At 73.1% G+C, this 24,460-nt stretch carries 7 protein-coding genes and 1 pseudogene; 6 read left to right on the forward strand and 2 right to left on the reverse strand.

Annotation, left to right across the window (positions count from 1 at the left end; translation table 11 throughout):
• Positions 1 to 4 precede the first annotated feature (4 nt).
• The 6 genes and pseudogenes from AB0N07_RS14255 to AB0N07_RS14280 all read left to right on the forward strand — a co-directional run bounded on the left by AB0N07_RS14255 (position 5) and on the right by AB0N07_RS14280 (position 14,875).
• Positions 5 to 6,307, forward strand: a complete 6,303-nt coding sequence (locus AB0N07_RS14255; RefSeq protein WP_365834678.1) for an amino acid adenylation domain-containing protein — start codon at positions 5 to 7, stop codon at positions 6,305 to 6,307.
• 104 nt (positions 6,308 to 6,411) lie between these two features.
• The gene (locus AB0N07_RS14260; protein WP_365834680.1) at positions 6,412 to 10,377 is read left to right on the forward strand and encodes an amino acid adenylation domain-containing protein; all 3,966 of its coding nucleotides are present in this window, start codon (positions 6,412 to 6,414) and stop codon (positions 10,375 to 10,377) included.
• A pseudogene (locus AB0N07_RS14265) lies at positions 10,374 to 10,523 on the forward strand (MbtH family protein); the annotation flags it as partial. The gene AB0N07_RS14260 and the pseudogene AB0N07_RS14265, both read left to right, overlap by 4 nt.
• A gap of 51 nt (positions 10,524 to 10,574) precedes the next feature.
• Positions 10,575 to 11,279: an alpha/beta fold hydrolase gene (locus tag AB0N07_RS14270; protein ID WP_365834814.1), complete on the forward strand. Its 705-nt coding sequence runs from the start codon at positions 10,575 to 10,577 to the stop codon at positions 11,277 to 11,279.
• Positions 11,280 to 11,327: 48 nt separating this feature from the next.
• Complete coding sequence (locus AB0N07_RS14275; protein ID WP_365834682.1) at positions 11,328 to 12,152, forward strand: SDR family oxidoreductase; 825 nt, start codon at positions 11,328 to 11,330, stop codon at positions 12,150 to 12,152.
• A gap of 50 nt (positions 12,153 to 12,202) precedes the next feature.
• Positions 12,203 to 14,875 carry an amino acid adenylation domain-containing protein gene (locus AB0N07_RS14280; RefSeq protein WP_365834684.1) on the forward strand — a complete coding sequence of 891 codons (2,673 nt, stop codon included), beginning with the start codon at positions 12,203 to 12,205 and terminating at the stop codon, positions 14,873 to 14,875.
• Here AB0N07_RS14280 and AB0N07_RS14285 read toward each other — a convergent pair.
• Both AB0N07_RS14285 and AB0N07_RS14290 read right to left on the reverse strand, forming a co-directional pair.
• The gene (locus tag AB0N07_RS14285; RefSeq protein WP_365834686.1) at positions 14,841 to 16,361 is read right to left on the reverse strand and encodes a tryptophan 7-halogenase; all 1,521 of its coding nucleotides are present in this window, start codon (positions 16,359 to 16,361) and stop codon (positions 14,841 to 14,843) included. The two genes, AB0N07_RS14280 and AB0N07_RS14285, sit on opposite strands and share 35 nt — an antisense overlap.
• Entirely contained in the window at positions 16,358 to 24,355 is a 7,998-nt protein-coding gene (locus AB0N07_RS14290) for a type I polyketide synthase (RefSeq protein WP_365834688.1), read from the reverse strand. The genes AB0N07_RS14285 and AB0N07_RS14290 overlap by 4 nt, the downstream gene beginning before the upstream one ends.
• Positions 24,356 to 24,460: the final 105 nt, after the last annotated feature.

A 24,460-nucleotide genomic window follows, 5' to 3' on the forward strand; every position in this document is an offset into this window, starting at 1 on the left:
CCAGGTGACTCGGTCCGGTTCCGGAATCGCCGACATCCTGCCGCTGTCGCCGCTGCAGGAGGGCCTGCTCTTCCACGCCCTGTACGACGACGAGCAGTCCCCCGACCTCTACGCGACCCAGCAGATCCTTGAGCTGGAGGGCCCCGTCGACCCCGCGGCCGTACGCGCTGCCGGACAGGCCCTGCTGGACCGGCACCCCAACCTGCGCGCCTGCTTCCGCCGCCGGGATGCCGGACGGCCCCTGCAGATCGTGCCCACGGACGTCGAACTTCCCTGGGCGGAGGCCGACTTGACGGCTCTCGGGAAGAGCGAGCGCGCCAAGGAGTGGGAACGTCTGCTGGACGAGGAACGTGCCCGCCGCTTCGACCTGGCGAGGCCCCCGCTCCTGCGGTACCTCCTGGTCAAGTGGGACGCGGACCGTCACCGCCTGCTGATCACCAATCACCACATCCTGCTGGACGGCTGGTCGAAGCAGCTGCTGGTACGCGAGTTCACCGCCCTGTACGCGGGGGAGCACCCCACCGCCCTGCCGACGGCGCCCGCCTACCGCGACTACCTCGCCTGGCTGGAACGGCAGGACCACACCGCCGCGGAGGCAGCCTGGCGCGACGCCCTGTCGGACGCGGGCGAGCCCACCCTGCTCGCGCCGGGCGCCACCGGCGCCACCACCACCGTCCTGCCCCGCGAACTCGTCGTCGAACTCCCCGAGCAGCTGACCGTCTCCGCCGAGGCCACCGCCCGCTCGCTCGGGATCACCCTCAACACGCTCGTCCAGGGCGCCTGGGGCGTACTGCTGGGCCGCCTGACCGACCGCACCGACATGGTCTTCGGCCAGACGGTGACCGTGCGCCCGCCCGAACTGCCCAACATCGCCTCCATGGTCGGCTTCTGCATCAACACCGTTCCCACCCATGTCCGTTGGGACGAGGGCGGCAGGGTCACGGACCTCCTCACCGCCCTTCACCAACGGCAGGCGGCCCTGCTCCCGCACCAGCACCTCGGACTCGCCGACATCCGGCGCTCCGCAGGAAGCAGCGGGGAACTCTTCGACACCCTGCTGGCCTTCGAGAACCACCCGGCCATGACCGGCCCCGGGGTTTCCAAGGTCACCCAGCTCACCGGCCGCGACGCCACCCACTACCCGCTCACCCTCGCCGTCCTGCCCGCTCGCCGCCTCGCCCTGCGTCTGTCCTACCGGCCCGACCTGTACGACGAGACGGGCGCCCGGCAGCTCCTCGACCGGTTCGCCGCCGTCCTGGCAGCCTTCGTGGCCGATCCGACGCGGCGCGTGCGCGAGGTCGAGATCCTGCTGCCGGGGGAGCGGCAGCGGCTGCTCGGCGAGGCCGACGGCACTGCCGTGCCGTCCTCGGCCACCCTGCCTGAACTGTTCGCGGACCAGGCGGCCCGTACCCCCGACGCCACGGCCGTGCTGCACGAGGGCACCCGCCTCACCTATGCCGAACTGGACGCGCGGGCCAACCGCCTGGCGCATCTGCTGACGGCCCGCGGGGCGGGCCCGGAACGCCTGGTGGCGCTCGCGCTGCCGCGTTCGCCGGAGCTGGTGGTGGCCGTGCTGGCGGTCCTGAAGACCGGCGCCGCATACGTGCCCATGGACCCGGAGTACCCCGCGGACCGGCTGGAGTTCATGCTGGCCGACGCCGACCCGGTGCTGTTGCTGACGGTGCCCGACGTGGCAGCGGGCCTGTCCCCGTGCGAGATCCCCGTGGTCACCCCGGACGAGGCGTCGGCGTATCCCGCCACGGCACCCGACGCGCCGTGCCTGACCGGCGACCACCTCGCCTACGTCATCTACACCTCGGGCTCGACCGGCCGCCCCAAGGGCGTCGCGGTCCCGCACCGCAACGTCGTACGGCTCTTCTCGGCCACCCGGCACTGGTTCGACTTCGGCCCGGACGACGTGTGGACGCTGTTCCACTCCTACGCGTTCGACTTCTCGGTGTGGGAACTGTGGGGCGCGCTGCTGCACGGCGGCACGCTCGTGGTCGTCCCGCACGCGGTGAGCCGTGACCCGGAGAAGTTCCTGCGGCTGCTGGCACGCGAGCGCGTCACCGTGCTGAACCAGACGCCCTCCGCCTTCGGTGAACTCCTGCGCGCGGACGCCGCCCTGCCGGACGTCGGGCGCGAACTCGCCCTGCGGTACGTGGTCTTCGGCGGTGAGGCGCTCGACTTCACGCTGGTCGCCGAGTGGTACACCCGGCACCCGCAGGACGCGCCCGTGCTGGTCAACATGTACGGCATCACCGAGACGACGGTCCATGTCACGGGCCTGCCGCTGACCGAGGCCGCGGCAGCCGACCGGCCGCAGGCCAGTGGCATCGGGCAGACCATCCCCGACCTGCGTGCATATGTCCTGGACGCGGGCCTGCGGCTGGTCCCGCCGGGTACGACCGGCGAGCTGTACGTGGCGGGAGCGGGCCTGGCGCGCGGCTATCTGGGGCGGCCGGGGCTGACGGCCGGACGCTTCGTGGCCGACCCGTTCACGGCCGTCCCCGGTGAACGCATGTACCGCACGGGCGACCTGGTGCGGCAGTCGGCCGACGGGGAGCTGGAGTACCAGGGCCGCGCGGACGACCAGGTCAAGATCCGCGGCTTCCGCATCGAACTCGGCGAGGTGGAGGCGGCACTCGCCGACCACCCCGACGTGGCGCAGGCGATCGTCCTCGTCAGGGACGGACGGCTGGTGGGCTACGCCGTCGGAGGAGACCTCGACGCGGACGCCCTGCGCCGCCACGCGGCGCGGACGCTGCCGGATCACATGGTCCCCTCCGCCGTGGTCGTCCTCGACCGGCTGCCACTGACCGCCAACGGGAAGCTGGACCGCGCCGCCCTGCCCGCACCCTCCCTGCCGAGCGGCGGCCGCGCCCCGCGCAGCCCGCAGGAGGAGATCCTGTGCGGGCTCTTCGCCGACGTCCTCGGCCTGGACCCGCACCGGGTCGGCGCGGACGACGGCTTCTTCGACCTCGGCGGCGACTCCCTGCTCGCCATGCGACTCACGGACCGCATCAGGGGCGCACTGGGCAGCGCGCTGCCCGTGCGGGCCGTGTTCGAGGCGGCGACGCCCGCCGGACTGGCCGCACGGATCGGCGAAGCCGAGGGCGGCGCCCGGCGCCTGGAACTCACGGCGCGGGAACGCGGGCACGCTCCGATTCCGCTGTCGTACGCCCAGCAGCGACTGTGGTTCCTGAGCCGCCTCGACGGCAGCAACACCTACACCGTCCCCTGGGCCCTGCGCCTCACCGGCCCCCTCGACCACGAGGCGCTTCAGGCGGCGATCGCCGACGTCGTGACCCGCCATGAACCGCTGCGCACCCTCCACCCCGACTTCCAGGGCATCCCCTACCAGCACATCCTGGACCCGGAGGCGGGACGCCCGGACCTCACCCTCGTACCGGTCACCGAGGCGGAACTGCCCGCGCTGCTCACCGAAGCCGCCGGGCACCGCTTCGACCTCTCCGCCGAAACCCCGTTGCGCGCCACCCTGTTCGCCCTCGGAGACGACACGCACGTCCTGATGCTGCTCGCGCACCACATCGCCGTCGACGGCTGGTCCATGGGGCCCCTGATGCGCGACCTGGAGACCGCGTACGGCGCCCGGATCTCCGGACGTGCCCCGCAGTGGCGGCCCCTGCCCGTCCAGTACGCCGACTTCACCCACTGGCAGCGCGACCTGCTCGGCGCGGCGACAGACGGCGCCGCGAGTCTGCTGGAACGTCAGACCGCCTTCTGGCGCGAGGCGTTGGCAGGCGCCCCCGAGGAGCTGCCGCTCCCCACCGACCGTCCTCGGCCGGCCGAGCCCAGCGGACGCGGCGACCGCGCCGAACTGACCGTCGACGCGGAGCTGCACGCGGCACTCGCCGACCTCGCCTCCGCCTCCCGGGTCACCCTGTTCATGGTGCTCCAGGCGGGCGTCGCCGCGACGCTGACCGGGGTCGGTTCCGGCACCGACATCACCATGGGCACTCCGCTCGCCGGACGCGCCGACTCCAGGCTGGACGACCTGGTCGGCTTCTTCGTCAACAGCCTCACGCTGCGCACGGACACCTCGGGCAACCCCACCTTCCGTGAACTCCTGGCCCGGGTCCGGGACTTCGACCTCGCCGCCTACGCCCACCAGGACGTGCCGTTCGATCTCCTCGTGGACGCCCTCAGCCCGCAGCGCACCCTCGCCCGCCATCCGCTGTTCCAGGTGATGCTGGCCTTCACCGCGCACACCTCGGACGTCCCGCTGTCCATGCCCGGCCTGGGCGTCGTACGCGAGCCCGTCGAGACCGGAGCGGCCCGCTTCGACCTCTGCCTCTACCTCAGCGAACGCCGCCACGACGACGGCACCCCGGCCGGCATCGACGGCATCGCCGAATACAGCACGGATCTGTTCGACCCGGCCACGGCCGGGCGGCTCACCCGTCGGCTCGTCCGCTTCCTGGCCGCCGTCGCCGCCGATCCCGACCTGCGCGTCGAGGACGTGGACCTTCCGGAGGACGACGAATGGCGACAGCGAGGTGAGTCGAACGCGGCCTCCGAGGAAGTCCGCCAGGCACTGCCCGCGCCCGTGCAGGCGCTCGGCGCCGCCGGCGGCCAGGAACCGGCCACCCCGGCCGAGCGCATCCTCGCCGGGCTCTTCCGCGAGCTGCTCAAGCTGCCCGAAGTCCCGCTCGACGAGGACTTCTTCGCCCTCGGCGGTGACAGCATCACCTCGATCCGGCTGGTGAGCCGGGCAGCCGAGGCCGGAGTCGTGATCAGCGCCCGGGACGTCTTCAAGCACCAGACGGTGAAGGAACTGGCGGCGGTGGCACGTGGGCCGGTCGGCGGTACCGCCGACGGCGCGGCCGGCGTCCACGCGGCCGACGGAGTGGGCCCGGTCCCGCTCACCCCCATCATGCGGTGGCTGCTCGAACGCGGCGGCCCGATCGGGCGGTTCAGCCAGTCCGTCCTGCTGACGGTCCCGGCGGACGCCGGTCTGCGGCGGCTGACCGATGCCCTGCAGGCGGTGCTCGACCATCACGACATGCTGCGCTCCCGGCTTACCCCGACTCCGGAGCTCGACGTCGTACCGGTCGGCCGCATCCGCGCCGCGGACCTGCTCGACCGGCGGGACGTCTCCGGGGCAGTCGGCTCGGACGAGCTCCGCGCGTGCGTGGCCGAGGAGTTCGAGCGGGCTGTGACCCTGCTCGATCCGAGGGCCGGGGCGATGGTCCGGGCCGTGTGGTTCGACGCCGGACCGGACCGGACGGGGCGGCTGCTGCTGGTCGTCCACCACCTGGCCGTCGACGGCGTGTCCTGGCGCATCCTCGTACCCGATCTGAAAACCGCCTGGGAGGCCGTCTCCGCCGGCGGCCGACCTCAACTGCCGCCCGTGGGAACGTCGTTCCGCCGCTGGTCCCGGGCACTGGGCGAGCAGGCGCACACACCGTCGCGAGTCGCCGAGGCCGAGCTGTGGCGGCGTATCGCCGACGCGCCGCGCACCCCGCTCGGCCGACGCCCGCTCGACCCCGACCGGGACACCGCCGCCACCACGCGCTCGCTGCGGCTCACCCTGCCGCCCGAGACCACGGGACCGCTGCTCACCAGCGTCCCGGCCGCCTTCCGCCTCGGTGTCCAGGACGTCCTGCTCACCGGCCTCGCGCTGGCCGTCGCCGAACGGCACAGGACCCCGCACGTCGTCCTGGACGTCGAGGGGCACGGCCGCGAGGAAGTGACCCCCGGACTCGAACCGGCAGGCACCGTCGGCTGGTTCACCTCCCTCTATCCGGTCCATCTGGATCTGCAGGGCGTGGACGTGGCCGACGCCCTGCGTGGCGGACCTGCCGCCGACCTCGCAGCCGGCCGGGTCGCCGAGCGGCTGCGCGAACTGCCCGACCACGGCGTGGGACACGGCCTGCTGCGCCATCTCAACCCGGACACCGCACCCGGGCTGGCCAAGGCACCCACACCGGCGATCGGCTTCAACTACCTCGGCCGGTTCACCGCGCCCGCCACCACCGGCAACGAGCCGTGGGCCTTCGCCCCCGAGTCGTCGGCACTCGGCGCCGGCTGCGACCCCGGCCTCGCCGCCGCCCACGTTCTCGACATCAACGCGGTCGTCCACGACACGGCCACCGGACCTCGGCTGGTGGCCGACTGGGTGTGGCCCGAGGGCGTGCTGACCGCGCCGGAGGTACGGGCGCTGGCCGAGGCCTGGTTCACGGCGCTCACCGCGCTCGTGTCCCGGGCCGGCCACGGGGCCGGTCTGTCGGTTGCGGGTCTGTCCCGGGACGAGTTGGACGAGCTGACGGCGGGCCTCGACTGAGTGCGCCCCTGAAGGCGCGCCGAGCTGCGGCGGACTTTCCCGACCCGCCCAGCCGACCTTCCGAGAAGACCCACCAGCTCCAGAACACAGCGAGACGAGGCGACATGACGCAGCCCGGGCCGGTCGACGTACTACCGCTGACCCCGCTCCAGGAGGGCCTGCTCTTCCATGCCCTGTACGAGCACGAACGGGACGCCCCCGACGTGTACGTCGTACAGCTGGTCTTCGAACTCGAAGGCCCTGTGGACGCCGAACGCCTGCGCGCGGCCGCTCAGGCACTGCTGGACCGCCACCCCAACCTGCGGGCGGCCTTCCGGCGGCGCCGTGGCGGTCAGCCGCTGCAGGTCGTCCCGCACCGGGCGACGCTGCCATGGGCGGAAGCCGATCTGACCGGGCCGAGCATCGACACCGAGAAGGCGTGGACCGACCTGCTCGACGAGGACCGGGCCCTCGGCTTCGACCCCGCCACCCCTCCACTCCTGCGCTGCACCCTGGTCCGCACCGGCGAGAGCCACCACCGGCTGCTCGTCACCCACCACCACATCCTGCTCGACGGCTGGTCGGTCTCCGTGCTCCTACGGGAACTGCTCGCGCTGTACGCGGCCGACGGCGACCCGGCCGCGCTCGCGCCCGCCCCGCCGTACCGCACCTTCCTGGAGTGGCTGAACCGCAGGGACCGCGACGTCGCCGAGGCCGCCTGGCGGGATGCGCTGGCCGACGTGACGGAACCGACCCGACTGGCCCCGGCCACGGCGCCGGGCGCCACCGAGCCCGCACAGGCCCGGACCGAGCTCTCGGCGGAGAGCGGGGCCGCCCTCACGGCATGCGCCCGGAGCCTCGGCGTGACCGTGAACACCCTCGTCCAGAGCGCCTGGGCGATCCTGCTCGGCCGCCTGACCGGCCGCGACGACGTCGTCTTCGGCGCCACCGTCTCCGGGCGGCCGCCGGAACTCCCCGGCGTCGAGTCGATGGTCGGCCTGTTCATCAACACCATCCCGACCCGGGTCCGACTGCGGCCCGAGGAGAGCCTGGCCGCCCTGCTCCGCCACGTCCAGGACGGCTACGTCCGCGTTCTCGACCACCACCATCTCGGCCTGGCCGACATCCAGCGGGCCGTGGGCGTCCCGGAGCTCTTCGACAGCCTCGTCGTCTTCGAGAACTATCCGATGGATCCGGAGGCGACAGGCAACCGACCCGACAACGACGGCGACGGGCTTCGCGTCGTCGGCTCCAGCGGTCGCGACGCCACGCACTACCCCGTGACCCTCGTGGCGCTTCCCGGCCCCCGACCCCGCTTCCGGCTGGCCTACCACCCGGGACTCTTCGACGCCGACTGGGCCGACGCCACGCTCGCCCGCCTGGTGCGCGTCCTCGAAGCCATGGCGGCCGACCCGGAACTCCCGCAGGGCCGTCTGGGCCTCCTGGCGCCGCAGGAACTCCCGCGGCCGACCCTGCCCACGCCGCCCGCGACCCGCACCCTCACCGACCTCTGGTCGGCCCAGGTCGCGGCCACCCCGAACGCCGAAGCCGTCCTGGACCGCGACACCCTTCTCACCTACCGCGAACTGGACGCCCGGGCCGAGCAGTTGGCCGGTCGCCTGACCGCCCTCGGAGCCGGCCCGGAGCGGGTCGTGGGCATCGCGCTGCCCCGCACGGCGGAACTGGTCGTCGCCGTACTGGCCGTACTGAAGTCCGGTGCCGCCTATCTGCCGCTCGACCCGGCCTACCCGGCCGACCGCCTGGCGTACATCGTCGCCGACGCTCGCCCGGTCGTCGTCCTCGCCACCGAGGAGACGGCGGGGGCGCTGCCGAAGGGCACACCGCTGCTCAATACCGGAAGTGAGGTGACGGAGCGTCAAGCGCCCTCTCTTTCAAGCAGTTTGACTCCGGAGCACCTCGCGTACATCACGTACACCTCCGGCTCCACCGGCCGCCCCAAGGGTGTTCTGGCCACGCATCGCAACGCCGTCGAGTTCGTCGAGTGGACTCATGCGGAGTTCGGTCCCGAGCGGCTGGCCAAGGTGCTGTTCTCGACCTCGCTCAACTTCGACGTGTCGGTGTTCGAGATCTTCTCGCCGTTGCTGTGCGGCGGCCGTATCGAGATCGTCGAGAACCTCCTCGCACTCACCGAGGGCACTCCACGGGACGTCGGTCTCATCAGCGGCGTACCCACGGTCATGGCCGGCGTGCTCGCCGAGCGGCCTGCCGTCACACCTCACACGGTGGCTCTTGGTGGCGAACCGATCCCCGAACAGCTCCGGGCCGGAATCGAGACCGCCTTCCCCGGGGCACGGCTCGTCAACTTCTACGGGCCCACCGAGGCGACCATCTACGCCACCGCCTGGCAGTCCGACGCCGACCCCCACGACAGGACCGCGCCACCCATCGGCCGCCCCCTCGCCCGCAACCTCGTCCACCTCCTCGACCACGCGCTGCATCCTGTACCCGACGGGGCCGTCGGCGAGGTGTACGTGGCGGGTGGCGGCCCTGCCCGCGGCTACCTCGGCAGGCCGGGGCTGACGGCCGAGCGGTTCGTCGCCGACCCGTTCGGTGGACCGGGAGAGCGCATGTACCGCACGGGCGACCTGGCGGTGCGCGGCTTCGACGGGCAGCTGCGCTTCCTGGGCCGGGCCGACCAGCAGGTGAAGCTCCGCGGCTTCCGGATCGAACTGGGCGAGATCGAAACCGTGCTCGCCGCACATCCGGCCGTCGCCGAGGCGGCCGCCACGGTGCGGGAGGACCAGCGAGGCGAGAAACTACTCGTCGCCTACGTCGTTCCCGCCGCGGGGGCGGCATCGGCAGCCGATGCCGACGGCCTCCGCGACCACCTCGCCCGAGCCCTCCCCGCCCACATGGTCCCCTCGGCGTTCGTCGTTCTCGAAGCGCTCCCGCACACCGCCAGCGGCAAGCTGGACCGCAAGGCGCTGCCCGCCCCCGACGCACCGCTCGCCGCGAAGACGGCCCCGCGTACCGAGCGGGAGGAGACCCTCCGCGGAATCTTCGCCGAGGTCCTCGGCCTCACCGCGGACCGGATCGGCGTCCACGACAGCTTCCTCGACCTCGGCGGCCACTCCCTGCTGGCCCCCCGACTGACCGCCCGGATCCGAGCCGAACTCGGCGTGGAACTGCCCCTGCGCGCCCTCTTCCACACACCGACCGTGGCGGCACTGGCCCGACATGAGGCCGAAGCCGACCACTCCGCCGAGCCGGCCCGCCCCGCAGGGCCCCGCCACGCCGGCGGCTCGGGTACGGCCCCCGTGGGACCCCTGCTCCCGCTGCGCACCCGAGGCGAGCACGAACCCCTGTTCTGCCTTCCTCCGGCCTCCGGCCTGTCCTGGGGCTTCGCCGGGCTGGCCCGCCACATCGACGCCGGCCGCCCGCTGTACGGCCTGCAGTCCCGCGGCCTGATCCCGGGCCAGGACCGGGCCGGCAGCCTGGCCGAGGCGGTCGCCGAGCACACCGCCCTCATCCGCGAGGTACAGCCGCACGGCCCCTACCACCTCCTCGGCTACTCCATGGGCGGCCTCGTCGCCCACGACATCGCCGTCGGCCTCCAGGAGGCCGGAGAACAGGTCGCGCTCCTCGCGCTGCTCGACTCCTTCCCCGGGGCCTGGATCCGACAGGGCCCCGCCCGGTCCGACCGCCCGGCGCTGCTGCGCAGCCTCCTCACCATCCTCGGCCGGCAGGTGCCCCAGGACGACACGGAACCGCTGACCGAGAGCCGGTTCGCGGAGCTGGTGCGCCGCGTACCCGACATGCCCGGCAGCCTCGACGACGCCGAACTCGCAGCCCTGGTCGACGTGACGGCCGACAACCGCCGTCTGCTGGGCGAGTTCGCCCCCGGGCTCTACCGCGGTGACCTGCTCTTCTTCACCGCCGCGCAAGACCCGGACGCGGTGCCCGGCCGGCACCGCTCCTGGCAGCCGTACGTAGAAGGCCGCATCGACAACCACGACATCCCCTGCACACACGGAGAGATGACCCGTCCCGCGTCACTGGACCGCATCGGCCCGGTGCTGGACAACCGGCTCCGACAGCACAACCGCCCTCCACAGAAGGACTCGTCATGACCACCAACCCCTTCGACGACGACACCATCGAGCACCTGGTCCTGGTGAACGACCAGGGCCAGCACTCCCTGTGGCCCGCCTTCGCCGAGGTTCCCGCCGGCTGGACCGTCGTCCACGGTCGTGCGAGCCGTCAGTCCTGCGTGGACTACGTCAACGAGCACTGGACCGACATGCGTCCCCACAGCCTGATCAAGGCCATGGGGGAGGCGACCAAGCTGGTGTGCCTTCCGTATGCCGGAGCGGGCGCCTCGGTCTACCGCCCCTGGGCGGACCTGGCCGGGGACGCGCTGGAGATCGTGGCGCTCCAACTGCCGGGCCGGGAAAGGCTGATCGACGAGGAGCCCTACCGGGACGTGCACAAGGCCGTCGACGCACTCCTCCTCCAGTTGCGGGAACGGCTCGGGGCCGGCGACCACAAGGTGGCCCTCTTCGGGCACAGCCTCGGCGCCGTGCTCGCCTACGAACTCGCACACCGCCTGGTGACCGAGCCCGGCATCGAACTCGTCCGCGTGTTCGTCAGCGGCTCGCCGCACCCCGGCCAGGGCCGTGAGCAGAAGGCCACCGGCCTGTCCGACCACGACTTCCTCGCCCGCGTCGGCGAGTTCGCGGGCTACAGCCACCCCGCCCTCGACGACCCGGAGATGCGCGAGATGATCCTGCCCACCCTGCGCGCCGACGTAGAGATGCACGAGACCTACCTGCCGAGCAGCCACCTTCCGCTGGACGTGCCCCTCACGGTCATCCGCGGCGAGGACGACACACTGGTCGCCCACGACGAGGCCGCGTCCTGGAACACGGCTTCCGGCCGCGACTTCGAGCACGTGGAGGTCCCCGGCGGCCACATGTATCTGACCGAGTCCGCGCCCGCCCTGGTCCGCATGATCGCCTCGAAACTGGCCTAGCCGCCGCCCTCACCCCCTCGCCCCTTCACGACCTCAAGGGAGTACCCGATGCGTCTGCACGGCAAGTCGGTCCTCGTCACCGGTGCCGCCCGCGGACTCGGCAGAGCAGCCGCGGTCGCCTGTGCGGCCGAGGGCGCCGACCTCACCCTGCTGGACATCTGCGCCGACCTGCCGGGTGTGCCCTACCCGCTGGGCACCCCGGGGCAGTTGGAGCACACCGCCGCGCTGTGCCGGGACGCCGGCGCCGCCGTCCTCACCGCGGTGGCCGACATCCGCGACACCGAAGGAATACGGCAGGCGGTGACCCGCGCCGAGGACCGGTTCGGCCGGATCGACGTCGCCGTCAACAACGCGGGCATCGCCGCGCCCTCCGGCAAACCGGTGCACGAGATCGACGAGGACGAGTGGTCCCTGATGATCGACGTGGACCTCTCCGGCGCCTGGCGGGTGATCCGCGAGGTTGGCGGAGCGATGAGCGCCCGGCGCGCCGGCAGCATCGTCAACGTCGCCTCCACCGCCGGGCTCGTCGGCTACCGCCACTTCGCCGGCTACGTCGCCGCCAAGCACGCCGTCGTCGGCCTCACCAGAGCCGCCGCGCTCGACTTCGCGCCGACGAAGGTGCGCGTGAACGCGGTCTGCCCGGGGTCCGTGCGCGACGACGCGCGGGCCGAGGGCAGGATGCTCGCCGAGATCGCCAGGGCGCTGGAGGTGCCCGTCCACGAGCACGAGAAGACCTTCGTCGAGGCGCAGCCCATGAACGCGCTGATCGAACCCGAGGACGTGGCCGCCGCGATCGTCTTCCTCGCCTCGGACGAGTCCCGGCAGATCACCGGGTCGGTCCTGACCGTGGACGGCGGGTTCAGCATCCGCTGAGACCCCGTCACGGCCAACGGAAACCACGAGAACAACAAGGAGTACGGCCCGTGTCCGCGCTGCTGCCCGCCCCCCTCCTCGCGCCCCACTGCCACGCCCTGCGCGTCCGGCCGGACCACTCACCGGACCCCGCCTCCCGGCCGGGGCTGTGGATCGAGGACATCTCCGTACCGGCGACGGACCCCCTGGCCGAGCGCCGACGCGCCACCGAACTCGCCCGCCCCAGCCGCGGACCTCGCCAAGTCCTCCTGCGCTACGCCGACGGCCTCCACGACCTGATCGTCGTCGCCCCGCGCGGCCGCTGGGACCGTACGGCCCTCAACCGGCTGGCAGCCGGGCAGCCCGTGGCACCGCACGACGCACCCCCGGCTCCCGAGACATCCCCCGCCGCGCCGGCTCCCGCCTGGGGACTCGGCGACGACCGCCCCGCCGCTCCCCATGTCCTCGCCCTGGACGACGGCGGCGACGAGGCGAGCTGGCTCACGGCACTCGCCGTCACCCTGCACCGCTACGATCCCGACACCCTGCCGGTCATCGGCACCGACCGCGGCAGCTTCACCGTCGAACCGGCCGCCACGCTGGGCGAGTCGAAGCCCTCCTCCGCGGCCGGCCCTGCGCTGACAGGTCTGCTCTTCGACGCCACCGCCCTTCCCGCAGAGGGCGAGACCGAGTACGTACCCTGCCTCGCGCCCCCGTTCCCGCTCACCGTCTCGATCCTCCGGGACTCGGGCGGTCTGCGGCTGCGCTGCGACCACCTGAGCAGTCACTTCTCCGCGGAGATCGCCGCCCAGTTCGTACGGCACCTCGCGCATGTGCACCAGCAGGTTCTGCATCGCCCGCAGACCCCGCCGGACGACGTCGAACTCCTCGACGAGGCGGAGCGCGCCCGCACGGCGGCGCTCGGCCGCCCGCCCCGCGCACTGACCACCAGGCAGGTGAGCGTGCCCGCGGCGCTCGCCCGGATCGTGGCGGCGGCACCGGACCGCATCGCCGTGACCGACGGCGACACCGGCCTGACCTACCGCGAACTCGACCAGCGGGCAGCCCGGTTGGCGTCCGGCCTGCACGCACGCGGAGTGGGCGCAGGCGACCGGGTGGGCGTGTGCCTTGAGCGCTCCGCCGAACTCGTCGTCACCCTGCTCGCCGTGCTGACGGCCGGCGCCACCTACGTGCCCGTCGACCCCGCCTACCCGGCGGAGCGGCTCGCGCACACGGCACGGGACGCGGGTCTGGGCCTGGTGATCACCCGGCTCTCTCAGTTCCCGGCCGTGGCGGACTGCGTGCAGGTGACCCCGGACGAACTGCTGAACGCGCCGGGCACCGGGTGGCCGTCGGCCGAGGGGGACACCAGCCCCACGCCCCCCTCGGCCCACGACGCCGCCTACGTCATCTACACCTCCGGTTCCACCGGTCGGCCCAAGGGCGTCGTCGTACCGCACCGCAATGTGATCGCCCTGGTCGACGCGACCCGCGAGGAGTACGGGTTCTCCGAGGCGGACGTGTGGACCTGGTTCCACTCCAGTGCCTTCGACTTCTCCGTGTGGGAGATCTGGGGCTGCCTGCTGACCGGTGGGCGGCTGGTCGTGGTGCCGTACTTCGTCTCCCGTGAACCGGACCACTTCCGTGACCTGCTCGTCGCCGAGAAGGTCACCGTGCTCAGCCAGACCCCGTCCGCCTTCGCCCAGCTCCTCGACGTGGACCACACCGACGTGTCCGTCCGGCTCGTCGTCTTCGGCGGTGAGCCGCTGGACACGCGGATGCTGCTGCCCTGGTTCGACCGGCACCCGGAACGGTCCTGCCGGATGGTGAACATGTTCGGCATCACGGAGACCACCGTCCATGTCACCGAGCAGACCCTCACCCGGCAACTGGCGCTCGCCGCCACCCGCTCCGTCGGGCGCGCCCTGCCCGGCTGGCACCTGTACGTGGTGGACCCGGCCGGACGGCTGCTGCCGCCGGGCGTGGCGGGCGAGATATGCGTCGGCGGAGCCGGCGTGGCGCTCGGCTACCTGGGCCAGGAGGAGCTGACCGCACAGCGGTTCGTGCCGGATCCGTGCACCGGCGGCACCATGTACCGCAGTGGCGACCTCGGACGGCTGCGCCCTGACGGGCGGCTCGAACACCTCGGGCGGATCGACAGCCAGGTGAAGATCCGCGGCTTCAGGATCGAGCTCGACGAGATCCGCTCCGTGCTGCTGGAGGACCCCGATGTGCGCACCGCGGCCGTCCTGGTACGCCGTGACGAGACCGCAGGCGCCGCCACCGACAGGATCGACGCCTACGTGACCCTGGCCGCCGGGGGCGACCCCGCCGGGGTCCGCGAGCGGGCCGCCGGCATCCTGCCCGAGTACATGCTTCCTGCCACCGTCACCGCCCTGGACGCGCTGCCGCTGACGGCCAACGGCAAACTCGACGCGGCCCGGCTCCCGGCGCCCGCCGTCCTGCGCACACCCCAGCGGGAGACGGCTCCGGGAGCTCCGGCCGCCGACGACCTCACCGCAAGCCTGACGGAGATCTGGAGCGACGTGCTGGGGGTGCCCGTGGGCCCGGACGACGACTTCTTCGAACTCGGCGGCAACTCCCTGTCCGCCGTCCGTATCGGTGCCGCCCTGCGCGCCCGCGGCCTGCCGTCCCTGCGGCTGCGGGAGCTGTACCGTCACCCGACGGTCCGGGGGACGGTGGCGAGCCTCAGGGCCGTGGCCGAGCAGGATCCACCCATGTGAGCCCGTCCTCCGAAGCCACCAGCCCGCCGGGCCGCACCGGCGTCTCCTCCTCCAACGGCCCGCCGAACACCCCTCGTTCCTGCAGGACGGCACCCTCCTGGAACACCTGACGGATGGAGGCGGACTCGAAGAGCGGGTTGCGCAGGCCGTCGGAGTCCGGCAACCGGCCCACCGCCGTGCCGAGCTCCGAGGAGGCCGCCGTCAGCCGGGCGCCCGCCTCCCCGAGCCCGTCGAAGCTCGCGTCGCCGGAGGCGAGACCGCCCACCAGTTCCACGAACGCCTCCAGTTCCGTCGCGCCCACGTTGGTGACCTTGCGGGCCTTCCAGAAGTACGAACGCTCGTCCTGATGCATGTCGTAGAACGAGACCAGGAACTCGTAGAACCGGCCGTACTCGTGCCGGTAGCGGGCCTCGAACTCCTCGAACAGGCGACCCTCGTCCAGCGTCCCGGCCAGGCCGGCGTTGATGGAGCGGGCCGCGAGCAGGGCACCGTACGTGGCGAGGTGCACGCCGGAGGAGAGCACCGGATCGACGAAGCACGCCGCGTCCCCGGCCAGCACCATGCCGGGCCGCCACAGCCGGGACTTCCAGTACGACCAGTCCTTGCGGACGCGGACCTGGTCGTAGGGCACCTCGGTGGCCTGTGGAACCCCCTGGAGGAGGTCGCGGACCTCGGGGCAGGAGCCGATCAGCCCGCGCCAGGCCGCCGCCGGGTCCCGCTGTATCCCGGCGGCGTTCTCCCGGCTCACCACCGCCCCCACACTGGTGAGGTCGTCGCGGAGCGGGATGTACCAGATCCAGCCCTCGTCGAAGGCGGCGCAGAAGATGTTGCCATCGTTGGGCCTCGCGAGCCGCCTGCCGCCGGCGAAGTAGCCGAACACCGCGATGTTGCGGAAGAAGTCGGAGTACGTCCGGCTGCCGCCGACCTCGGTGTGGATCCGGCTGCCGTTGCCGGACGCGTCCACGACATAGCGGGCCCGGGCCTCGCGGAGCTCACCGCCGGGGCCGCTCCAACTGACGCCCCGCACCCGCTCCTCGTCGGCGAGCACACCTTTGACGCGGCAGTCCTCCCGTACGTCGACGCCGACCCGGCGGGCGCCCGCCAGCAGGATCGCGTCGAACCGGGACCGCTCCACCTGGTAGGCGAACGAGGTCGGGTCGGCCAGCCGAGGAGACAGGGCGAAGGAGAACTGCCACGGATCCCGGTTGCGGCCCCACCGGAACGTCCCGCCGTGCTTCAGCTTGAAGCCCGCCCGCGCGACCTCGTCCTCGACGCCCAGGATGCGGCACACACCGTGCACGGTGGACGGCAGCAGCGACTCGCCGATCTGGTAGCGGGGGAACGCCTGTTGTTCCAGGAGAAGGACGCGATGACCGCGCAGGGCGACGGCGGTGGCGACGGTGGACCCGGCCGGACCACCGCCCACGACGATCACGTCGAACTCCTCAACTGCGCCGTGTTCACTGGCGGGTTGGGCCACGGTCACTGTGCTTCTCCCAGGGAGTCGAGCCATGCGCGCAGGGCCGCCACGGTGGTCGGGGCGTGTTCCTGCATGAACGAGAAGTGGTCGCCCGGGACGTCGACCTCGGTGTGCGGCAGCGGCCAGGACGTCCGCCATCCGTCCGGGCCCGCGTTCGCCGCCATCTCCGGCGTGGGCCGGGTCGCCCGCACCAGCAGGGTGGGGGTGTCGACCGGTTCCGGGTCCCAGCCCAGGAACATGCGGGTGTACGCCCCCATTGCGGCAACGCCTGCGTCCTCGTCCCCGGCGAACTCGGTGCCGCCGAGACGCGGTGCGATGACCGCGGGCAGCGCCAGCAGCCAGTCCTTGTCGCTGTTGCCGTCGTTGACGAGGTACGTGTCCAGCAGCGCCTGCCCGAGGGGAGCGGCCCCCAGCGCTTCGAGCCGCCGGGTCACGGCATGCGCCACGGTGCCCCCGGTGCTGACGCCGACGACCACGAAGGGCCTGCCGCCCAGGTGCCGCAGCACCGACTCGGCGTGGGTGAGGGCCAGCGTCTCCCGGTCGGCCGGCACCGCGCTGCCTGCGCCGATGCCAGGGTGCGGGAACTCCAGGACGTCCAACTCCCCTTGAAGGCAACCGTGGAAGCGAGCGAACTCCCCGCCCGGCCCGCCGAATGTCGGGTGGGTGCCGGTGAGGAACACGAGCACCGGCGCGTCCGCCCCGGCACCGGTGGCGCGGCGCACCGGCGGGATCGCGTTCCGGCGACTTTCGCTCGCGTCGAACGTCGGAACCGCCCAGGACGCCGTCACCAGCATCTGCATCGCGGCGACCACCTGACCGGCCTCGCAGACCCGCCGGTAGAGCGAGGACAGCGTCTGCGCGGGCCGCGGACCCGCGGCGCTCTCGGCGTCGGGCGCCGTCGCAGGCAGGTCGTCCTCCAGCAGGCCGAGGATGTGCCGGGCCAGCCCCTGAGCCGTCGGATGCTCGAACACCACGGCGGCCGAGAGGCGCAGCCGCAGCGCCATGCTCAGCCGGTTGCGGACCTGCACCGCCATCAGCGAGTCGAAGCCCAGCTCGGTGAAGGACCTGCCGGCCGGGAGCGCGTCGGCGTCCGGGTATCCGAGCACCGCCGCGACGTCGGCGCTCATCAACTCCGTGAGCCTGCCCTCCCGTTGCTCGGCGGGAAGCCCGGCCAGCAGCCGGCGCCACGCTCCCGGCTCCCAAGCCTGCTCGGGACGCGACCGGTTCTTCTCGGCAGCAGCCGTACGAGGGCGCACCAGCCCTTGCAGGAGCGACGGCAGCGGCTCTTCGGCGGAGCGCAGACCCGCCCGGTCCAGCAGAACGGGCGCCAGCACGGGCCCGGCGTCGCGGAGCGCCGCGTCGAACAGGGCCAGACCCTGAGCCGTGGACAGCGGCCGGAGCACGTCACCTTCCCGCCGCTGAGCCCCGGCCATACCCTCTGCGGCCTCCCACGGCCCCCACGCCAAGGACACGGCCGGCAGGCCGAGCCGGGCGCGGTGGCCTGCCAGGGCGTCCAGGAAGGAGTTCGCCGCCGCGTAGTTGCCCTGGCCCGCGCGGCCCAGCAGACCGGACACCGAGGAGAACAGGACGAACGCCGACAGATCCAGATCCCGCGTCAGCTCGTGCAGATGCCAGGCCGCATCCGCCTTCGGCCGCAGCACCGCTGCCATCCGCTCGGGGGTCAGCCCGGTCAGCACCCCGTCGTCCAGCACCCCGGCGGCATGCACCACGGCGGTCAGGACGGGCGCACAGCTGTCGATCACCTCGGCGAGCGCGGCACGGTCGGCCGCGTCGCAGGCCACGATCCGCACCTCGGCGCCCAACTCCTCCAGCGCGGCGCCCAGTTCCGCGGCGCCCGGCGCCTGCGGGCCCTGGCGCCCGATGAGCAGCAGGTGCCGTACGCCGTACGAGGTGACGAGATGGCGGGCGAGCTCCGCACCCAGAGCGCCGGTACCGCCGGTGATCAGGACGGTGCCGGGCCAGTGAGGGGCGTCCGCGGATGTGGTGCCGGTGGCACGAAGCAGGTGCGGCACGCACAACCGGCCGGAGTGGATGGACAGTTGGGGTTGGTCTGTGGCCACGGCCGTCGGCAGGAGCCGTAGCGACTCCGGCCGTTCGTCCACGTCGACGAGCGTGATGCGCCCGGGCACCTCGGACTGGGCCGTGCGCACCAGCCCCCACACCGCGGCACCGGCCAGGTCCGGGTCCGGCGCGGTTGCGTTGCGCGTCAGCACCACCAGGCGCGAGCCCGCCGTGCGCGGGTCGTCCTGCCAGTCCTGCAGCGCACGCAGCACCCTGGCCGTCAGCGTGTGCACGGCGGGCAGCGGGTCCGGCTCCGTCGCCCCGACGGCCGTGACGACGAGGGTGTCCGGTTCGCCTGCGGCGGTGTCCACGACGTCCGGGAGCAACGTGCACAGGTCCAGCTCGTCCGGGCCCAGCAGCGCCCAGCGTGTGGTGGTGTCCCGTTCGCCGTCGGACGGTTCGACGGGCGTCCAGTCGGGGCGCCACAAGGCCTGCCGCACCACGTCGAGTTCGGCCGTCGGGACGGGTGGCTCCCGGGTGACGAGGGAATCCACACGCGCCACCGGGCGGCCCGCCTGGTCGGCGAGCGTCAACGAAAGCGCGTCGGCTCCGGTCGGGACGACCCGTACGCGTACCTCCGACGCCCCCACCGCATACAGCCGCACGCCGGTCCATGCGAAGGGGACCCGCAGGGCCTCAGGCCCGGCCGCGGAGCCTGTCAGCAGTGGTGCGTGCAGTGCCGCGTCGAGCAGCGCCGGGTGGATGCCGAAGTGGTCGGCGGCCGTCAACTCCTCCTCGGGCAGCCGCACTTCCGCGAAGAGGGCGTCCCCGAGCCGCCACGCCGACCGTACGCCCCGGAAGGCCTGCCCGTACGCGAGGCCGCCCTCGGCGAGACCGTCGTAGGCATCTGTGAGGTCGACCTCGACGGCGCCCTGCGGGGGCCATGCCGCGAGCTCCGGGTCCGGCGGCGGAGTCTCCCCGGGGGCCGGGCCGAGCAGACCGGTGGCGTGTCGGGTCCAGGCGGGCTCTTCGTCCACGTCGGGGCGGGCGTAGACGTCGAACGGCCGTCGGCCGGACTCGTCCGGCTTTCCCACGACGAGCTGGACGCGCACCCCGGTGTCCGGGGCGAGGGCGAGCGGGGCCACGAGGACGAGTTCGTCGAGGCTGCCGCAGCCGACCTCGTGGCCCGCCTGTACGGCCAGTTCCACGAACGTCGTCGCGGGGACGAGGACCGCCCCGGCGATCACATGGTCGCCGAGCCATGGGTGCGTGGTCGGGGAAAGCCGTCCGGAGAACACCGTGCGGTCCGTGTCCGGCACGGTGAACGCCGGGCCCAGCAGCGGGTGTTCGTGGGTGTCCGCCACGGGGGCCGGGGTGCGCCGGCCGTCCAGCCAGTAGCGGCGGCGCTGGAAGGCGTACGTCGGCAGGTCCACGCGCCGGGCCCCGCTGTCCGCGAACACCGCGGCCCAGTCGACCTGCGCCCCGTGCACATGCAGGCGGGCCACCGCGGTCAGGAGGGTCTGCGGCTCGGGTTCGCCGCCGCGGGTGGCGGTGACGCACACCGGCCCGGCGCCGTCCGGGCCGGTCAGGCATTCCTCGGCCGCCGCCGTGAGCGCGGGCCCGGGGCCTATCTCCAGGAACACCGAGACGCCGTTGTCCCCGAGCCGGTGCAGGGCGTCGGCGAACCGCACCGGCCGCCGGGCTTGCCGTACCCAGTACTCCGGGGAACACAGCTCCACGGCCTCGGCCGGGCGGCCCGTCACGGCCGAGACCACGGGTATCCGTGGCGGCCGGAAGGCCAGTCCCTCGGCGACCTGGCGGAACTCGTCGAGCATCGGCTCCACCAGCGGCGAGTGGAAGGCGTGGGCGACCCGCAGGCGTACGGTTCTGCGGCCGCGCGCCTCGAACCCGGCCGCGACGGCGAGCACCGTCTCCCGTACGCCGGAGATCACCACCGAGCGCGGCCCGTTGAGGGAGGCGATCGCCACCCGGTCCCCGGCGTGCTCCAGCGCAGCGAGGACCTCTTCCTCCGTCGCGTGCAGGGACATCATCGCGCCGCCGGTGGGCAGGGCCTGCATCAACCGGCCACGTGCCGCGACCAGTTCGGCCGCATCGGGCAGCTCCAGTACTCCGGCGACATGGGCCGCTGCCAGTTCTCCGACGGAGTGACCGGTCAGGAAGTCGCCCCGTACGCCCCAGGACTCCAGCAGCCGGAACAGCGCCACCTCGAAGGCGAACAGACCGGCCTGCGTGAAGTCCGTACGGTCGAGCAGGCCGGCCTCGGGCGACCCGCGCTCCGCCAACAGCACCTGACCCAACGGAAGTTCGAGACGGCCGTCGAGTTCCCGGCAGACCTCGTCGAAAGCGGCGGCGAAGACGGGGAACGCGGTGCGCAACTCGGCACCCATCCGGACGCGTTGGGCCCCCTGCCCGGTGAACAGGAAGGCCGTACGCAGGGCCGGGTCGGCGACGGCCCGCATCGAACCGCGGCCGTCACCGCCCTCGCCGAGCGCCTCCAGGGCGGTCAGCATGCGCGCCCGGTCGTCGGCCGGCACCATCGCCCGGTGGGCGAGCGCCGACCGGGACACGGCAAGGGAGAAGCCGACGTCGGCTGGGGAGAGTTCGGGGCGCCCCGTCAGGTGGTCGGCGAGTCGACGGGCCTGGGCCCGCAGGGCTGCTTCGTCGGCACCGGAGAGCAGCCAGGCAGCGCCCTGAAGGGGCGCGGGGCTGCGCTCATTTGCGGCACAGCGCACCGAGCGCCGAGGCTCCTCCAGGATCACATGCGCATTGGTGCCGCCGATGCCGAAGGCCGACACACCGGCCCGGCGCGGCCCGGCGTCCGGAGCCGGCCACGGACGGGCCTCGGTCAGCAACCGCACCCGTCCGGCGGACCAGTCGACGTGCGGTGTGGGGGTCTGCGCGTGCAGGGTCCGGGGGAGCTCCTCGTGGTGCAGGGCCTGCACCATCTTGATGACTCCGGCCACTCCCGCGGCCGCCTGGGTGTGACCGAGGTTCGACTTGACCGAGCCGAGCCACAGCGGCGGCCGGTCCCCGGGCCGCCCCTGGCCGTAGGTGGCCAGCAGCGCCTGCGCCTCCAGGGGGTCGCCGAGCGTGGTGCCCGTGCCGTGCGCCTCCACCGCGTCCACGTCCTGCGCACGGAGCCCGGCGTCCGCCAATGCCCGTGTGATCAACCGTTGTTGGGCCTGGCCGCTGGGGGCCGTCAGCCCGTTGGACGCGCCGTCGGAGTTGACCGCGGAGCCGCGCAGCACGGCCAGTACCGGATGGCCGTGGCGGCGGGCGTCGGACAGGCGCTCCAGCAGCACCAGGCCCGCGCCCTCGGCCCAGGCGGTGCCGTCCGCCGCGGCCGAGAACGACTTGCAGCGGCCGTCGGGCGCCAGACCGCGCTGGCGGCTGAACGCCGTGAACGGCTTGGGCGTCGCCATCACCGTGACCCCGCCCGCCAGCGCAAGGGAACACTCCCCGGAGCGCAGCGCCTGCGCCGCCCAGTGCAGAGCCACCAGCGAGGAGGAGCACGCGGTGTCGACGGTGATCGAAGGCCCGCGCAGACCGTAGACGTACGAGATGCGGCCCGAGGCCACGCTGCCGGCCGAGCCCAGGCCCAGATGGGCCTCCAGTTCGTGGGTGGTGAAGCGGGCCGAGTAGTCGCCGTGCATCACGCCCACGAACACGCCGGTGTCGCTCTCGCGGATCGTGGCCGGGTCGATGCCCGCCCGCTCCCAGACCTCCCACGAGGTCTCCAGCAGCAGCCGCTGCTGCGGATCCATGGCCAGCGCCTCGCGCGGCGAGATCCCGAACAGGCCGGCGTCGAACTCCGCGGCCCGGTGCAGGAATCCGCCCCGGCGGGTGTACGAGGTGCCGATCCGTTCCGGATCGGGATCGTAGAGGGCGGCCAGGTCCCAGCCCCGGTCGGTCGGGAAGCCCGAGGTCGCGTCCCTGCCCTCCGACACCAGGCGCCACAGGTCCTCGGGCGATTCGACGTCGCCGGGCAGGCGGCAGCCCATGGCGACGATCACCACCGGATCGTCCGTGTTCGCCTCTGCAGCGAAGGGCTGCCGAGTCGCGGTGGCCGGGGTGAAGAGGGTGTCGTGCAGGTGCCGGGCCAGCGCGGCCGGTGTGGGATGGTCGAAGACCAGCGTCGAGGGCAGCCGCAGTCCGGTCGCCTCGCCGAGCCGGTCGACGAGCGTGACGGCGCCCACGGAGGTCAGACCGAGGTCGGTGAACGTTCCGTCGGCGTCGAGCCGTACGTACGGCCCGCCGCCGCAGACCGCGGCAGTCTCGGCGAGCACCGCCTCTCTCAGCGCCCGCTCACGCCCCTCCGGTGGCAGGGACAGCAGCCGCTGTCGCAGGGCTCCCGTGGCGGCCGTGGGGGAGGACCGGGCCGGACGGGCCGATCCCGTCACGACCGCGTGGCGGGCGATCTTGCCGGACGCCGTGCGCGGTACGGCCGCGATCTCGCGGATCTCGACGGGCAGTTTGTACGCGGCCAGCCGAGTACGGCACGCGTCCAGGATCTCCCGCGGGTCGAACCCTTCCGGTCCCGGGACGACGTAGGCCACCGGGACCTCGCCGAGGAAGTCGTGCGGGACGCCCACCACGACCGCGTCCCGCACGCCGGGGCAGCGCAGCAGGGCCTGTTCGATCTCCGTGGGGTGGATGTTCTCCCCACCGCGGATGATCAGCTCGCTGACGCGGCCGGTGAGGGTGAGATGACCGTGTGCGACGCGCCGGCCGAGGTCCCCGGTGCGGTACCAGCCGTCCCGCAGCGCGGCCTCGGTCTCCTCCGGCCGGTTGTGGTAGCCGCTCATGAGGCTCGGGCCGCGCACCCAGAGCTCGCCCTCGTCGCCGTCCGCGACATCGTTGCCGGAGCCGGGATCGACGACGCGCACCTCCATGCCCGGCACCGGCGGACCGCAGGAACCGTCGACCCGTGGCCCGTCCGGACGGTTCACCGCGATCATGCCGCAGGTCTCGGTGCTGCCGTAGGCGTCGAGGAGCGGAGCCCCCAGCAGGTCCTCCACCGACCGGCGCAGGGCGGGTGCGCTCGGGGCGCCCGCCACGATGCAGGTCCGCAGTCCCGGAGGGGCGGGGGAGGTCTCCTGCCGGGCGGACGCCAGCAGCTGGTGGTAGGTGGCGGGCACCCCGGCCAGGACGGTGCAGGGGCCGCCCAGCTCTTCGCGCGGTGCGCGCAGTTCCCGTAACAGGCCGTCGGGCGGAAGGTGTTCGGCGGTGATCCTGGCACTCGCGCCGACCGCGGTCACTCCCAGGACGGCAAGGGAGTGCCCGAAGCTGTGGAACAGCGGCAGCGGCCACAGCAGCCGGTCCGCGGAGGAGAGCCCGAAGAGCGGGGCGTAACAGGCCGCCGCCGACCACAGGGCGGCACGCTGCGTGGACAGCACGCCCTTGGGGAGGTGCGTGGTGCCGGACGTGTAGAGCATCCAGGCGGGCTCGTCGAGGCCGAGGTCGTCCCGGGGCGGCCCGGCGGACGAGGGGTCGGCGGCGACGGCGTCGAAGAGGACCGTTCCGTCCGGGGCGTCCTCGGGGAGCGGTCCCGGGCCGGTCAGCAGGACGCGTGTACGGCGCTGTCCTTGGCCCAGTCGGTGCAGCCGGGCCAGATGCGGGGGGTCGGTGACGAGGACCGAGGCGCCGCTGTCCGCCAGGAAATGGGCGAGTTCCGCGTCGGAGGACCGGGGATTGAGCGGTACGCCGACCGCCCCCGCCCTGACGACGGCCAGCACACTCTCCACCGTCTCGACACAGTTGCCCAGGCAGATCGCGACCCGCTCGCCCCGCCGAAGCCCGGTCCGGGCGAGGTACGCGGCAAGTCGTCCGGTGCGCTCCTCCAACTCCGCGTAGGTGACGGCGCGTACGTCGTCGGCGAACGCCACACGTGACGGTGCCTCCAACGCGTGCGCCTTCAGCAGCTCCGGCAGCGGTCGGATCAGCCCGTCGTGCGTCATGTTCCTGCCCCTCCGGCGCGTGCTCGGCACGGCGGCCGTCAATCCCCTTGCAGGTCAATGACGTTGAGCCTACGGGGCGGAGGGCCGGGTGATCGAACATTCCGG

The organism is Streptomyces sp. NPDC051172, from assembly GCF_040682555.1.
Lineage (GTDB): Bacteria > Actinomycetota > Actinomycetes > Streptomycetales > Streptomycetaceae > Streptomyces.